The organism is Paenibacillus sp. IHBB 3054, from assembly GCF_051594305.1.
Lineage (GTDB): Bacteria > Bacillota > Bacilli > Paenibacillales > Paenibacillaceae > Paenibacillus_AQ.
In genome coordinates this window covers 53,405-68,955 of sequence record NZ_JBOFBG010000039.1, presented here as the reverse complement: position 1 = coordinate 68,955, position 15,551 = coordinate 53,405, and the positions used below count along the sequence as shown (strand labels likewise).

The window sequence follows — 15,551 nt, the reverse complement described above, 5'->3', positions numbered from 1 at the left end:
CATGATCACCCGCATCATACCAGCCCCCGGATAAATCGTGGCCGACATCCGCGCCATCCAAAAGTCCGGAGTCCCCTCGCCACTCGACCCGGTTGTCTTCCGGCAGATCGCCTGAACGCTGAGCCTCATAGAAATAAATCGATTTTTGCAGTGCCTCCGCATAGTTGTAGTCGGCAGCTGCTGCTGTGCCCACAGATGGATGAAATACAGCTCCGGAACATGTAACCGCTAACATAAAGCTCAAGGACAAAACCCAGCCCTTCCTGATCCCTTTGCCCATCTTAGCCCTTCTCCCTTCTTGTCCTTCTTGTCCTTCTTGTCCTTCTTGTCCTTCTTGTCCTTCTTGTCCTTGTGTTCAATTTCATCTCTGCACAGACTCTTCAAACCGTGGCTCCAAACTCTTATTCATTCCCAATAAAGTTTTCCACCTTCTTTCCGGGTGTCTTTAGGATGATTTTCATCCTATGTAAATATATACCATATATAGGAATGGAATTCTATATACAAAATAGCAAAAATGTAATAAAAAATAGATATTTTTGTAAAAAAATTGGAGTCTATCAGAATAACCGCTAGTCCGTTAAACAAAAAACCGCTTCTTTTACAAAAGAGATGAAATCTCCCCCTGTAAAATAAGCGGCTGATGCATAAAATGGAGAAAGTTGTACATTCAAACTCCTACATGACTACTGTCCGCGCCGAAGCGACTGATTATGGCGGATCTTCGCTTCATTGCCCTGTTCAGTAGCCTGATAAAAGACCCGGCGTGCAATAGCCTTAGGCAGATAATCCTGTTTGACATAATGGCCCGGAAAATTATGCGGATACTGGTAGCCTTCATGGCCGAGCTTCACGGCTCCTTTATAATGCGTATCGCGCAGATGCAGTGGTACTTCAGCCGATTTCAACTCGTCGATACTGGCCATGGCATTCGAAATTGCCACGGTCACGGCATTCGATTTCGGACTTTCCACCGCAAACAGGATCGCCTGGGCAATATTCAGCTTGGCTTCCGGCCAGCCGTTATTGCGGTAGGCTTCCAGTGCGCTGACCGCCTGGACCATCGCCTGCGGATTGGCCAGGCCGATATCCTCACTGCTGGCGGCGATCAGCCGGCGGATGAATGTCATCGGGTCCATCCCCAGCTTCTCCACAGCATAGAGAAACCAGAACAGCGCCGCGTCGCTGGAGCCGCGGATACTTTTGTGAAACGCAGACAACACATCATATTGCGTCGATTCATCCGCTTTGACAATCGGGCGGCGGATGGATTCTTCAGCCACCGCAAGCGTAATATGCACACTGCCGTCCGGTTCCGGCGCAGTGGTCATGGCAGCCAGCTCAAGTGCATTAAGCGCCCGGCGGATATCGCCGTTGGCCATTGTTGCAATATGCTGCAAAGCTTCTTCATCCACCTGCAGCTGCATGAACCCAAGCCCCCGCTTCTCATCGGTAAGCGCCCGTCTCATAGCAATCAGACTGTGCTCACTGGTTAAAGACTCCAGCTGAAACAGCGTGGAGCGGCTCAATAACGCCCCGTTCACATAGTGGAACGGGTTCTCCGTCGTCGCGCCGATAAAGGTGATGGTCCCCTTCTCTACAGCGGGAAGCAGTGCATCCTGGCGGGAGCTGTTGAAGCGGTGCACCTCATCCAGAAACAAAATGGTCTTGGAGCCGTACAATGCCTTATTGCTCTGAGCACGCTCGATCACTTCCCGCACATCCTTGACCGAAGCTTCGACCGCATTCAGGCGGACGAATTCCCCCTGTGTATGATGGGAAATAATATGGGCCAATGTTGTTTTTCCGCAGCCTGGAGGGCCGTAAAGCAGAATAGAGGAGACCTGATCTGCCTCAATGGCTCTGCGCAGCAGCTTCCCCGGGCCAACAATATGCTCTTGTCCTATATATTCATCAAGATTCGCCGGACGCATGCGGTCCGCCAGCAGGCGGCCGCTGCCGGTGTCTTCCCCGAGCGAAAATAAATCCATTCTTCCACTTCCTTGCTGTAATCTTGTAGGTCGGCACTATTAGAATACCTCCCACTATCATACCATACTGCGTATACATCCTTATATTAAAAAGAGCATGACCTCGCCTCCTCCGGCGGTGCCATGCTCTTTGTTCAAAGTTCAGGCTAGCGGTTCAGCGCCAGCCGCATTTTTGAAATAATCTTGCGGATGCTTTCTTCGGATAAGTGGTATCTCTTCTGCAGCTCGTTCACCGAGCAGCCGCTGCTGTGACTGCAGAATATCTCCTCGTTCCGGCTGGCAATCTCCTGCCTGGATCCGCTGTTCTCGCCCCATCTTACCCGTTGCTCGGTTTTCTTGGGGATGTATAGCAATTCACCCTGGATGTATCCCTGAAGCTCTTCGAGCAGGCCCGGGGGGAGCACATCCTTCCCATTTACATAACTCACTTTTTACTTCCTCCTTCAACAGGTGTGTCCCTTTGTGTCCGACGACTGCTTGTAATAAATTGATCACGTCACCTGCCTCCTTTCTTCAGCTCATATTTGGTAAATACCGTAAGTTCATTATATAAAAACCATTGGATAGCGTCTACATTTGGTTTTGATCACAACTTTATGTGAATTATTTATTTCTATGTTTTTTAAATAAGGAGGCCTTTCGGCCTCCTCCGGTTATGCGGATTTCCGTCTTAGACGGAAACCACCTCGTATACTGAAATCATTTCAATCAGCCTCCTTCAAGAGTAATCTGCCCGGCCGGACACTTATTATTAAGCCATACCCAGGGATAGGTTACAAGTTCAAGAACAGTTATAACTGTTCTTCACCAGATGGGAACTTATTTTTTTAAGAAAAATCTAAAAAATAAGTCGATTAGTGTCGAAATATAAAAGTAATTATCTATTAACTAATAGATATGGAAGTAATTAAAAGCAGGAGGAATATAATATGACAGCTAAAAGGCACATCCTCAAACAAGTATTCCGCATCAAGAAACTCAGAACCGAACTAATGGCTTTTATCATTACCGCCATTGCAGTTCCTTCGCTTGTACTAGCTGTCAACTCTTCAGAAACTTCCAAAACAGAGCTGCAGGGCAAAATGGAGGAAACTACAAAATCGAGCATTCACCTTCTCGATAAGACACTTGAGCAATTAATACAGCTGGAGAGCAGCAATGTGAATCAGCTTGCCTATCAAATTACTGCAGCTGATCTGACAGCGAACTCTCCACGCGTACGGAATCAGATTAACAAATTCAAAGCGGAGCATCCTGAGATCGACATCGTCGCTTTAGGCAACAGCGATGGCAAGTTTATGCTCGCGCCTGATTCCAAACCGAACGACTATGATCCCCGGGTCCGCGACTGGTATATTGACGCGCTGAAGACACCGGACCGCACATCCGTTATCAACCCGATTTTCTCCAAGGTTACAAACTCCTTCATCCTGCCGATCTCCAGAGCCTTCCAGGACGGCAAAGGGGTAGCTACAATCAGTTTGAGCATGAATGGACTTATGGAACTGGCGCAGAATGTCAACCTCGGTTCCAGCGGTTATGTATATATACTGGACAGCAGCAATAAGGTTATCTACCATCCCACTCTGGAGGTAGGAAGCCCCGTTACAGGCGGACTGCTGGATACGCTGAATGCGGCCCCGGCAGGCAAAGTGTCCTACAAAGACAGTGCGACAGACTTGGCAATGGATGGCTTTTACATTACGAATGAACTTAGCGGCTTTAAGCTGGTCGGTGTGCTGCCCGAGAGCGAGTATACAGAGGCCGTTTATCCTATTTTGTATAACTCAGCTATCGTTCTGCTGGTTGCGCTGCTTCTGGCCGCTGCAGTAACGTTCTTCATTATCCGCCGCATCACCAAGCCGCTTGAACAGCTGAACCGTTCGGCAAAGCGCGTCAGCGAAGGCTATTTGGATGAAGTGGTTCACACCACACGTAAAGATGAAATCGGGCAGCTTGCAGGCAACTATAATGCCATGGTAGCGTCGCTTCGAAAGATGGTGCAGGATGTGGCCGAAACCTCAGGCCAGCTCGCAGCTGCCAGTGAGCAGCTGACAGCCAGCACCGGCGAGAACAGCAAGGCTGTGGAGTATGTCACCGGACTGGTAGAAGAATCCACCCGCGGCGTGGAAACCCAGGCCCATGCATCCTCCGAGGTAGCCGTAACTATGGATGAAATGTCCGAAGCCATCCACAAAATTGCTTCCGCTTCCCAGGCCATTGTAAGTGCCGCAGTGCAGACTGAGCAGGTTGTGAACACCGGAAGCACCAGAGTGCAGCATGTCAGCGAGCAGATGAAGACGATCCGCCAGTCCGTTCAGCAGTCCGGCGGACTGATTTCCGAACTTAACGGGCTTAGCACAAAGGTAGCAGAAGCAAGTACAGCGATCTCCGCGATCGCGAAGCAGACCAATCTACTGTCGCTCAATGCAGCTATTGAAGCTGCCCGTGCCGGAGAACAGGGCAGAGGATTCGCTGTTGTTGCCGGTGAGGTGCGGAAGCTGTCCGAAGCCTCCCATGTCAGCGCGGGTCAAATTCAGGAGACCATTACCGAAATGGTCGGCTTGATCGCCAGTGCCTACGACGTAATGAAACATAAAGTGGCCGAAGACGTTGAGCAAGGCATGAATCTGGCGCTGGAAGCAAGCGATGCCTTCATCCAGATTGAGCAGTCTACCCGGCATGTGGGAGAACAAATTCATGAGGTTTCGGCGATTACCGAGCAAATGTCTGCCAGCTCGGCTGAAGTGGCCGCCTCCGTACAGGAGATGGCTGCCATCTCGCGGGCGGCGCTGGATTCCTTCCAGAGCGTAACAGCTGCAACGGAGGAACAGCTTGCTTCCATGGAGGAGATTACGGCCTCCTCTGCAGCGTTGTCCGCTATGGCTTCCGATATGCAGCAGCAGGTGGAACGGTTCCATATCACGGAACAAAACGAGATGAAATAAGACGTTATGCCCTATAGAATATAAAAAAGCGGACCGCCCTGTTTATGACAGGCGGTCCGCTTTTTATATTTGCACTACTGCGGTTCAGGCCAGCCGGAGACTGTCTCTTCTCCAAGCAGCTGTACATAAGGCGGCAGCTGCCCGTCATGCAGCAGCCACAGTTCATGCAGCGCACGGGTACAGCCGACGTACATCAGCTTCGCGTCCCAGGCCGCTTCCCCGTAATGTCCGCTGTCCGCGTCTGCCAAGATGACGGCGTCGAACTCCAGCCCCTTGGACAGATACACAGGCAGCACAGACAACCCGCCCCGGTATTCAGTCATGCTGCCGTCAATCAGGTGAAGATCCTCAAACTGTCCGGCAAGCGCGTCGTACAGCTCAGCAGCTTCCCGCAGGCTGCGGGTTAAGACAGCCACTGTGCGGTATTCACGCCCGGAGAGTGCCCCCAGAGCCGTTCTGACGGCACTGAGGCGCTCACTCCCGGCTGCTGCCGGCTGACGATCGGCGTAAGAGATCAGCCGGACCGGGTTACCGCTGCGGAAGACCGGAACGGCGAGCAGGGAGCTGCCAACACCGGAAGACAATATGCCGTTGGCAAATTCAATGATCTCCATGGTGGACCGGTAGCTGCGGGTCAGTGCATGATAGGCCGTATGTTCCGGTGCAAACAGCGTCTGCATTTCTTCCCAGGCATGTACGCCCTTGTAGGCATGTATCCCCTGTGACAAGTCGCCCAAAATGGTAAAGGAATGACCCTTCACGTATAAATCAAGCACCGCAATCTGGAAAGGCGAGAAATCCTGCGCCTCATCAATAACGATATGGTCAAAGCGGTTCCCGCCATCATTTCCGCTGAGCAGATAATGAATATAGAGCAGCGGCGGCAGATCCTCTTCGCGCAGGATGCCTTTTTTGAGCTCCTTGACCGTTTCCTTCAGCACGCCTTGCGGAATAATCTCCGGGGCTGCAGCCGGCCAATGCTCCGGAACCTTTACTGCCCGGAAAATCTGCTTATAGATCATAAGCGGATCATATTTGGGCCACTTGCCGCTGTAGGTCTTCTCGCGTGCCGCAGCTTTTTTCTTGCGTTCCTTCAGCGCTGCCTGCGAAGGGCTCTTCTTCAGCTCCATCTCAATCCAGCGGTGAATTCTGGCCATCACACGCTCTTTGCGTTTGGCCGGCGGATAGGGGGCGTATTCCTCGTTATGCCAGCGCAGAATCATCGAACGCCGCAGTACCGCACCTTCCCAGGGAATGAAATCCCCCTCCGGCACCGCACCGGTCTCAAGCAGCTTGATCGTGGATTCAATAATCTCCATCAGCACCGTTGAACCCTTGAAGCGGCCCGGTGTTTCTTCAGTAATCTCCGGCATGCTGCCAGCCGTTTCGAACCAGCGGTTCATCGTTTCCGCTGTATCTTGCTCCGGCAGTGTGATACCCAGCACGTCCGCAGCCCAATCCGGGAAGGTACTCTGGGCAATGTTGCCCACGCCAAGCTCCGGCAGCACATCCGAAATATAATCCAGGAACATCCGGTTCGGGGCGAAAATAATCATTTTCTCCGCGGAGACCTGTTCTTTGTATTGATACAGCAGGAAAGCCAGGCGGTGCAATGCAACCGTTGTTTTTCCACTTCCGGCCACACCTTGAATGATCAGCGCCGTATTCTTCGCGGCGCGGATAATCTTGTCCTGCTCCTCCTGAATCGTCGAGACGATATCGCGGAGACGGTTGTCCTTATTCTCGCCCAGGCGGTATACGAGAAATTCATCGGATACGGCCGGGGCGTCGCTGTCGCGGTTGTAGGTATCCGCCACTCGCTCCAGAATTTGCTTGCGGATCACCACGTTGCGTTTTAAATATACCAGCCCCTCAATCAGCCCCTCCGGGGCTTCATAGGAGGCCGGCTCCGTTCCGCCTGTAAACGAATAGAACAGGCTTGCTACCGGTGCGCGCCAGTCAATGACTAGCGGACGGTCGCTTACCTGTTCTCGGTCTACGCCGATTTTGCCAATATACAGTGCCTTGCGTTCGTCCTCGTCATTGCCCTGAAAATCAAGCCGTCCGAAATAAGGCTCCTGCCTAAGCTTGGCAAGATCTTTGCGCCTCTGTTCTCTGGAATCCTCCAGCACTTGTTCCGTATACTCGCTTCCTGTGTACACCGGTATGCTGCGCAGTCTCTCCAGAACAGTGTCGATCTCTGTTAGCGCGCTGTTCAGCCTGTCTTCTTCCTCTTGATAGGCACTTTGAAAGTCGTCTTCCAATTTCAGTTACCTCCTAAAAGTAATCTTAAAGAATGATCTCGTGCAAGACTGGCTTCACTCACACAAAAAGGATACTCATCATATCACAACAGACCGGTGAAATCCACATATTTCAAATTCTAGTATACAGGCGAGTCTCGATAAGCCGCTTCGCCAGGTTCAACCCATTAAGGCATGCAATACAAAATTCGCCACAAAAAGTCCGGCGATGCCGTACAGCGCAGGCGGCACTTCCTTGCCCCGGCCCATAGCGAGTTTAACGATGGGATAAGTAATGAAGCCAAAAGCCATACCGTCGACAATGCTATAGGTGAACGGAATCATTACCATGATCAGGAAGGACGGAAACAGCTCGGTCATATCGCTTAGATCCATCTCACGTACGCTCTGCACCATAAGACCGCCGATTACAATCAGGATCGGTGCGATGGCGCTGTCCGGCACATAAGCCAGCAGCGGGATGAACAGGAAGGTTGCCCCGAACAACATGCCGGTAACCAGCGAGGTAAGCCCGGACTTTCCGCCGGCCGCGATGCCTGCAGTCGATTCTGCGGCAGCGACTACCGGACTGCTGCCGAACAGGCCTGCCGCAATATTAGCGATGGACAACGCGCGCAGGCTGCTCTTGAATCGCTCCGGGCGTCCTGCCATCAATGTCTGGGAAGAGATCAGCCCGATATTTTCAAACACAACAATCAACAGCATCAGGAACACGGCAATCCAGAACACAAGGCTGATTCCCCGGCTCAAGTCCATTCCGGCAAATACATCGCCATAGCCGGAAAACACATGGCCGGAATCCTCCTGGCCCGGGGCATGCGACGCACCTAACAGATAGGCAAGTCCTGTGCCCACAATCATGCTGATCAGCAGTCCCCCGCGTGTTCCGCGGATGAACAGCACCAGTGCCAGAACCAGGGTTACGCAAGAGGTTATCACGGCAGGGTCGCTGAAATGTCCGATCGCGACAAATGTCGTCCGGTGGGCGATGACGATTCCGCTTTTTTGCAGGCCAATGAAGGTCAGAAACAAGCCGATTCCGACAGTAATCGCATGCTGCAGATTATGAGGGATCGCGTCGCTGAGAATACGGTATAGCGAGGTGAACGCCACAATCGCAAACAGCACTCCGGTCACAACTACAACAGCGAGCGCTTCCCGCCAATCCAGCTTCATGGAATGCACCAGCGTATAGGTGAAAAAGGCGTTGATCCCCATTCCCGGAACGACGATAATCGGTGTCTTGCCGCCGAAGGCCATAAGCAGACAGCCGGTAATTGCCGTCAGCAGCGTAGCCACCATACCGGCCCGCAGCGGCATCCCCGCATCATGCAGAATAGCAGCGTTGACCATAACAATATATACAGAAGCAAAATACGATAGGATCCCAGCCGCCCATTCCTGTTTCCAGTTGTCGCCCGGCTCCAGACCTACGCTATTTCGCCAAAAATTCGATTTCATCTAAATACCTCCACTGATGGTAAATTCCGCTGCCAATACAGCATTCCTGCGTTGTTTCCGGATTTCAAAATCACAATAAAAGGGCGTAAGCAGCCGGAATCCGGCTGCACGCCCTTTTGTCCTTTGGTTAGTTCGAGCTGAGATAGGCCTGCTTTCGTTTATACGTTTACTCCGCCAGCCTTCAAAAGGTCCTGTACGGCTACACTCACCATAATGAGTCCAACTACCGGAGGCACAAACGAGTTGCTGGCAGGCGGCAGTTGGGCCTTGCGTCTGTCCGGTGCATCTTCGGGAACGATCTGCTCGGTCACATCCACACGCGGTTTCACCGGCTTCTCGGTGGAGAAGACAACCTTCACACCTTTTTTGATCCCTTCCTTGCGCAGCTTCTGGCGGATCACACGGGCAATCGGGTCCATCTCCGTCTTGGAAATGTCAGCCACCTTAAAGCGTGTCGGGTCCATTTTGTTAGCTGCGCCCATGCTGGAAACCATCGGGATTCCCCGGCTCAGGCATTCTTTAATGAGATGGATCTTGTAAATAATCGTATCCGAAGCGTCAATGACGAAATCGGGCTTGTATTTGAAGAGTTCCTCATAGGTTTCTTCCGTGTAGAACATATTCAGGGCAATGGCTTCGCATTCCGGATTGATCAGCTTGACACGGTCCACCATCAAATCCGCTTTTTTCTGGCCGATGGTTGTCGTAAGCGCATGAATCTGGCGGTTGATATTGGTGATATCCACTGCGTCTTTATCAATCAGGATAATGCGGCCGATACCTGTACGGGCCAGAGCCTCAACCGACATGGCCCCTACGCCGCCAATGCCGAGCACGGCCACTGTGCTGTTCTTCAAAATCTCCAGACCTTCCGGTCCAATGGCCAGCTCCGTACGCGAGAACTGATGCAGCATGATGTAGCGCCTCCTTCAAAAAGCCGGCGAAGCAGCGCTGCCGCTCCGCTTAGGCCTGGTTAGATTTAGTTCTTTACCTTCTCAGGTTTCGGAGCCAGCTTGATGTGCAGCTGTTCCAATTGTATTGCATCTACCGGTGCCGGTGCATCCATCAGCAGGTCAGTCGCACTTGCCGTCTTAGGGAAGGCAATGGTTTCGCGCAGGTTGGTGCGGCCGGCAAGCAGCATTACGAGACGGTCGAAACCAAAGGCAATCCCGCCGTGCGGAGGTGTGCCGTATTCAAATGCATCCAGCAGGTAGCCGAATTTCTCGTAAGCAACCTCCGTTGAGAAGCCGAGTGCATCGAACATTTTTTCCTGTACCTCACGTTTGTAGATACGCTGGGAACCGCCGCCTACCTCGTAGCCGTTAAGCACGATATCGTAAGCCTGGGCACGGATAGCACCCGGATCAGTCTCAAAGAGGTGCAGGTCTTCATCCATCGGACGTGTGAACGGATGATGTTCTGCCACATAACGTTTCTGGTCTTCGTCGTAGCTAAGCAGCGGGAATTCAGTAACCCATGCGAACTTGAACACATTGTCGTCAATCAGGCCGAGCTGGCGTCCGATCTTCAGGCGAAGCGCACCCAGTACATCGGCTACCACTTTTTTATTATCAGCAGAGAAGAGCAGCAAGTCGCCTTCTTCGGCACCGGTACGTTCCTTCACAGCAGCAATCTCTTCCTCGGTGAAGAACTTCACGATAGGCCCCTTGAATTCGCCATCCTTCACTTGAATCCAGGCAAGTCCTTTGGCTCCGTAACGCGCGGCATATGGTCCAAGATCGTCGATCTCTTTACGGGTCCAGGTACCGCAGCCTTTGGCGTTGAGGCATTTTACTTCTCCGCCCTTTTCGATCACAGAGGCGAATACTTTGACGCCGCTGCTGGCCACGATGTCATTCATTTCAACCAGCTCCAGGCCAAAACGCAGGTCCGGCTTATCTGAGCCGTATTTGCCGATGGCTTCGGCATAAGTCAAACGCTGGAACGGCAGGGCAATTTCGACGCCGATCGTTTCTTTAAGCAGGCGCTGCATCAGGGTCTCCATCATCGACAGCAGATCATCCTGCGGCATGAAGGAGGTCTCGATGTCGACCTGGGTGAATTCCGGCTGGCGGTCAGCGCGCAAATCTTCATCACGGAAGCAGCGGGCAATTTGATAATAGCGCTCAATACCGCCGACCATCAGCAGCTGCTTGTAGATTTGCGGCGATTGCGGAAGTCCAAAGAACTCGCCTTCATGCACCCGGCTCGGCACCAAATAATCACGGGCGCCTTCAGGTGAACTTCTGGTCAGGATTGGTGTTTCGATATCAATAAAACCTTCGTTATCCAGGAAGTCGCGGAAGATCTTCGCCGATTTGGAACGAAGCAGCATCGTTTTGTACATCTCCGGACGACGCAGGTCGAGATAGCGGTATTTCATCCGCAAGGATTCGTCCACTTCCACACCGTCTTCGATGAAGAACGGCGGCGTTTTCGCGGCATTGAGTACTTCAATATCCGTAATCTGCACTTCAATCTCTCCTGTAGGCAGGTTGCGGTTAATGGTTTCTTCGTCTCGCTTAACCACTTTCCCCGTAACAGCGAGCACATACTCACTGCGCACTTTATCTGAAATTTGCAGCGCTTCGCCGGAATAGTCGGGATTGAAAACGATCTGTACGATTCCGCTGCGGTCGCGGAGATCTATAAAAAGTACGCCCCCAAGGTCGCGGCGGGTCTGCACCCATCCGTTCAGAGTTACGGTCTGGCCGATATGCTCCGGCGTCAATTGTCCACAGTGATGGCTTCTAGTCATAATATATTCTACCCCTTCATGGTTAAAAGTAACTGCGCTTATATGAATCAGTGAGACTTTCTTCCTCTTGCAACAATACAATTACTTCATGCCAAGCTGTCTAGTCCAGCGACTGTCCCAGCTCTTCCAGCTTGATGGTCCGCTGCTCGCCAGTAGCCATCGATTTCAGCGCAATGACGCCGCTGTTCAGCTCATCTTCACCGAGAATCGCTGTGTACCGAGCCGACATGCGGTCGGCCGATTTCATCTGCGCCTTCATCTTACGGCCCAGATAATCCCGTTCTGCAGAAAAGCCAAGACTGCGCAGAATGAACAATTGTTTCGTAATCTCCAGATCGGCCGCTTCGCCAAGTGCCACAAAGTATACATCCAGCGGCTTCACCGTCTCCAGCTCTACCCCTTGATTCTCCAGAATCAGCAGGATCCGCTCCAGCCCGATGCCAAAACCGATGCCCGGCTGATCCGGACCGCCGATTTCCTCCACTAGACCATTGTAACGGCCGCCGCCGCCGACCGTGTCGATAGATCCGATGCCGGCTGCTTTATATTCAAACGCTGTATGCGTGTAATAATCCAGTCCGCGTACCAGACGGGGATTGATGCTGTACTCCACACCCATGATATCCAAATGCATTTTGACCTTCTCAAAATGAGTTGTGCATTCTTCATCCAGGCTGTCCAGAATGGAAGGCGCACCGCCGAATTTGTCCTGGTCGACCTTGCAATCCAGCACCCGCAAGGGGTTGCGGTCCATACGCCGCTGGCAGTCACTGCAAAGGTTGTCCCTCATCGGTCTCAGGAAATCCAGCAGCTTCTCCCGGTACGCCGCACGGCTAGGTACGTTGCCCACGGAGTTCAGCTCTACCCTTACATCCCTCAGTCCCAGATCCTTATAGAACTGGTACCCTAGGGAAATCACTTCCGCATCAATCGCCGGATCCACTGCTCCAAATGCCTCGATGCCGAATTGGTGAAACTGGCGGTATCTTCCCGCCTGCGGACGCTCATAACGGAACATGGGACCGATATAATACAGCTTGCTTACATCCGGCTCACCGTAAAGCTTGTTCTGAACATAAGCACGGACCACACCGGCCGTTCCTTCCGGACGAAGTGCCAGATCGCGGTCGCCCTTATCCTTGAAGGTGTACATCTCGCCTTCCACAATGTCCGTTGTTTCCCCTACACCGCGTTCGAACAGCGCAGTGTGCTCGAACATAGGAGTGCGGATCTCCCGGTAATTGAACCGGCGGCAAAGATCCCTGGCCTTCCCTTCAACATACTGCCATTTCTCAACCGCACCCGGAAGCACATCCTGCGTGCCTGTCGGTTTCTCGAATCTTTCTTTAGCCACAGCCTATCCCTCCTGAAAATAACCCCTCTTGCCTGTCTGTTTGTCAACTTCTAAAAAAAACAAAAAATCCCTCGCCCTGTTTATAACAAACAGGGACGAGGGATTATTATCAACCTAATAATACACCCGTGGTACCACCCACATTCCGAATCCATGCAACTGCCTGAATCCGCTCTAAGCGGTTAACGCCCGCCTACGCGCAATCGGCTACTGACTTCCGGCAATCTTCATTGCCTGCTTTCGCCGTGCGTTCTCGGGGAGGTCATTCATCCGTTCATCAACAGAATCCTTGCAGCCGGGCGGAAACGGTAAGCTCATCCTATGGTAGGACGATATCCATCTCTGCGGGGGATTCCTCTCTGGGGTTGTGGGGTACGGATTACTTGGTCCCGTCATCAAAACTTTATGACAATCTGTATATTGTTAGATTCTACTGAACCACTGCGCTAAAGTCAAGGAATCCAATAAAAAAAGCTATTACAAAAAAAGTGACCTGCAGCCGATTGCTGCAGGTCCATCATCATATATTATAAAAAAGGGGGTCATGCTTCTATTATAAACACGCTATATTAAGGAATCATGAATGTAATATTACGGTTGTATTACAGAAAAGAAAGCGTTTTATAAATTTGGACAATCCCCTACTGAAACACAAGGACTACTTTACACTACAACATAATTCCCTGTCCAGAGAAATAAAAGAAATATTACTATTCTTGGATTTTAAAAAACTCCGCCAATCCCTGTAACGGATCGGCGGAGCTGTAGTTTCGCAACTATTCATCTGCGAGAGAGCATGCTCTCTTTTTAATCAAAGATTTCCACGTAGGCACGCTTCCGGCGCAGCGCCTCGATAACCTCATCCTGTTTGCCGTCAGCCACCTTAACTTCCATGACATAACGAAGATCATCCAAATCCCTGTCGTCAAATTCAGCATGATTCCGGACATCCCCCGCACTGCGGTTATCCAAATCATCAGGACCGTCATTCACATCGATTGCCGGTACAATAGGTGCACCGACAATCGGGCCGGAGCCTGCAACCGCACCCGTAGCGCCAAATGCGCCTCCGGTCATCGCGGAGTTGTTATATGGAACCAAGGGAATCAGGATATTATTTCTGTAATTCCCGTCTGTTTTTAAAGGATCCGTCAACGGGGATACTTCCAGATTATCCACTCCGTAAGGAATCAATGCCGTCTTAGCGCCTTCTGCTTCATCTTCTGTTCTGAAATAAGCCTGGATTCTTCTACTCATTGTCGTTCCCTCCTTGGATTGTTGTTTAGATTTTGGGGGCCAAGCTTTTATTACAACACCTTCAACAGCTCACGCACAAATGCGGGCTCATCTTTTGGTGTGCGTGAAGTAATGTAATTGCCGTCCACGACGACCTCTTCATCCTTAAATTCCGCTCCTGCGTTAACCACATCATCCTTAAGGGGCGGGTAGGATGTCACCGTGCGGCCTTGCAGCAAGTCTGCACTGATCAGGATTTGCGGTCCGTGGCAGATGGAGGCAATCGGCTTGCCTGTTCCACTTACTTCCTTCACAAAGCTCAGGATATCAGGATCGAGCCGTAAATTTTCCGGGGACGAGCCTCCGGGAATAACCACAGCGTCATAGTCTGCTGCTTTCACCTCGCTGATGGCTTTATCGGCTGCATAGGACACACTGCCTTTTTTGCCGAGCAAGGTTTCGTTTTTCTTCAGACCGATGATCTCCGCCTGATGCCCTGCTTTTATGACTTCATCGTAAGGTACCTTCATTTCGGAATCTTCAAAACCGTTGGCGAGCAGAAATGCAACTTTACTCATGAGATTAATTCTCCTCTCCACTTTTCTGTTCTCGTCTTCTTATTACCCTTATTGCAGCGCTTTCTAACGAAGTGCAGCTGCTTACCTTTCTTTTCATCCGTTTACGCTATAAAAAGAGTTACGCCCAATATACCAAAAACCGCAGCCTCCCAAGCATTTCAAGTGCGCGGCAGGAGGCTGCGGCTTCTTCCTTTCAACACGTCAGTCTCTTGTTGCTCCACGGTCCCTTTGGCCGCCGCAGCGGCTTCTGCAGAACTTCCGGCCGCATATGCCGGCAAGACGCTCCATACCCATGCTTTCTGTGATTGTCTCATGCTGGACTCCCTGTTCCTCGGTGAATTATGACTCTCCCTTAGTTTATCCAGCCCAGAACCCGCCTATCCGCAGGGAAAAAGCAAAGGATGCCGCATAGGGTCCTTGGAACGGAACCCCACGCGGCATCCTTGATGCACGTAAACATCTTAAATTTAGCCAAAGCGGCAATTAAATTTCGCAGCTAACTCCGGCTGTCCAGAATCAGGGTGACCGGGCCCCAATTGGTTAGTGATACATCCATCATTGCGCCGAACACGCCTGTTTCCACCGTAAGTCCGCCATTTCTCAGCTCATGGTTGAAATAGTCGTAAAGCCGCTCTGCCTCAGCGGGTGCTGCGGCAGCCATAAAGTTGGGGCGCCGGCCTTTACGGCAATCTCCATACAGCGTAAACTGCGACACGGACAAGATTGCTCCGCCGGTCTCGGTGACGCTGAAGTTCATTTTGCCGGATTCATCTTCAAAAATGCGCAATCCGGCGATCTTGTCGGCCAAATATTTAGCATCCTTCTCCGTATCCTCATGAGTAACGCCGACAAGCAGCATCAGGCCTTGGCCTACAGCTCCAGTGACTGTCCCATCCACGGTAACTTTTGCTTCCTTGCAGCGCTGCACGACCACTCTCATTGGTGCGTTCCACTCCTTGCC

Annotated in this window: 13 protein-coding genes; 1 reads left to right on the top strand and 12 read right to left on the bottom strand. The window is 51.6% G+C overall.

What is annotated here, in order from left to right; all coding sequences use genetic code 11:
- From ACQ76X_RS28935 to ACQ76X_RS28925, 3 genes are all read right to left on the bottom strand, one after another.
- Positions 1-235, bottom strand: a 235-nt coding sequence (locus ACQ76X_RS28935; RefSeq protein WP_438497269.1) for a glycoside hydrolase family 9 protein, incomplete at its 3' end; no start/stop codon positions are given.
- Between the two features lie 451 nt (positions 236-686).
- Complete coding sequence (locus tag ACQ76X_RS28930) at positions 687-1,991, bottom strand: replication-associated recombination protein A (protein ID WP_342436879.1); 1,305 nt, start codon at positions 1,989-1,991, stop codon at positions 687-689.
- 146 nt (positions 1,992-2,137) lie between these two features.
- Complete coding sequence (locus ACQ76X_RS28925) at positions 2,138-2,419, bottom strand: CD3324 family protein (RefSeq protein WP_038595570.1); 282 nt, start codon at positions 2,417-2,419, stop codon at positions 2,138-2,140.
- Positions 2,420-2,920: 501 nt separating this feature from the next.
- Here ACQ76X_RS28925 and ACQ76X_RS28920 point away from each other — a divergent pair.
- The gene (locus tag ACQ76X_RS28920; RefSeq protein WP_438497268.1) at positions 2,921-4,939 is read left to right on the top strand and encodes a methyl-accepting chemotaxis protein; all 2,019 of its coding nucleotides are present in this window, start codon (positions 2,921-2,923) and stop codon (positions 4,937-4,939) included.
- A 74-nt stretch (positions 4,940-5,013) separates the two neighbouring features.
- On the opposite strand, the gene ACQ76X_RS28915 is transcribed toward ACQ76X_RS28920, so the two are convergent.
- The 9 genes from ACQ76X_RS28915 to dtd form a co-directional block, all read right to left on the bottom strand.
- On the bottom strand, positions 5,014-7,203 hold the full coding sequence (locus ACQ76X_RS28915) for a HelD family protein (RefSeq protein WP_438497267.1): 2,190 nt from the start codon (positions 7,201-7,203) through the stop codon (positions 5,014-5,016).
- 159 nt (positions 7,204-7,362) lie between these two features.
- Positions 7,363-8,664: an NCS2 family permease gene (locus ACQ76X_RS28910; RefSeq protein ID WP_438497266.1), complete on the bottom strand. Its 1,302-nt coding sequence runs from the start codon at positions 8,662-8,664 to the stop codon at positions 7,363-7,365.
- A 158-nt stretch (positions 8,665-8,822) separates the two neighbouring features.
- A complete protein-coding gene (locus ACQ76X_RS28905; protein ID WP_076109153.1) occupies positions 8,823-9,578 on the bottom strand; it encodes a tRNA threonylcarbamoyladenosine dehydratase in 756 nt (251 codons plus the stop codon).
- Positions 9,579-9,643: 65 nt separating this feature from the next.
- Positions 9,644-11,422: an aspartate--tRNA ligase gene (aspS, locus tag ACQ76X_RS28900; protein ID WP_438497265.1), complete on the bottom strand. Its 1,779-nt coding sequence runs from the start codon at positions 11,420-11,422 to the stop codon at positions 9,644-9,646.
- Positions 11,423-11,522: 100 nt separating this feature from the next.
- Positions 11,523-12,776 carry a histidine--tRNA ligase gene (hisS, locus tag ACQ76X_RS28895; RefSeq protein ID WP_038595581.1) on the bottom strand — a complete coding sequence of 418 codons (1,254 nt, stop codon included), beginning with the start codon at positions 12,774-12,776 and terminating at the stop codon, positions 11,523-11,525.
- An 807-nt stretch (positions 12,777-13,583) separates the two neighbouring features.
- Positions 13,584-14,033, bottom strand: a complete 450-nt coding sequence (locus ACQ76X_RS28890; protein ID WP_438497264.1) for a hypothetical protein — start codon at positions 14,031-14,033, stop codon at positions 13,584-13,586.
- A 50-nt stretch (positions 14,034-14,083) separates the two neighbouring features.
- Positions 14,084-14,590: a type 1 glutamine amidotransferase domain-containing protein gene (locus ACQ76X_RS28885; protein ID WP_076109157.1), complete on the bottom strand. Its 507-nt coding sequence runs from the start codon at positions 14,588-14,590 to the stop codon at positions 14,084-14,086.
- A gap of 158 nt (positions 14,591-14,748) precedes the next feature.
- Positions 14,749-14,904, bottom strand: coding sequence for a hypothetical protein (locus ACQ76X_RS28880; RefSeq protein ID WP_156130950.1), 156 nt, complete (start codon positions 14,902-14,904; stop codon positions 14,749-14,751).
- Positions 14,905-15,086: 182 nt separating this feature from the next.
- Positions 15,087-15,530: a D-aminoacyl-tRNA deacylase gene (gene dtd / locus ACQ76X_RS28875; RefSeq protein ID WP_438497262.1), complete on the bottom strand. Its 444-nt coding sequence runs from the start codon at positions 15,528-15,530 to the stop codon at positions 15,087-15,089.
- Positions 15,531-15,551: the final 21 nt, after the last annotated feature.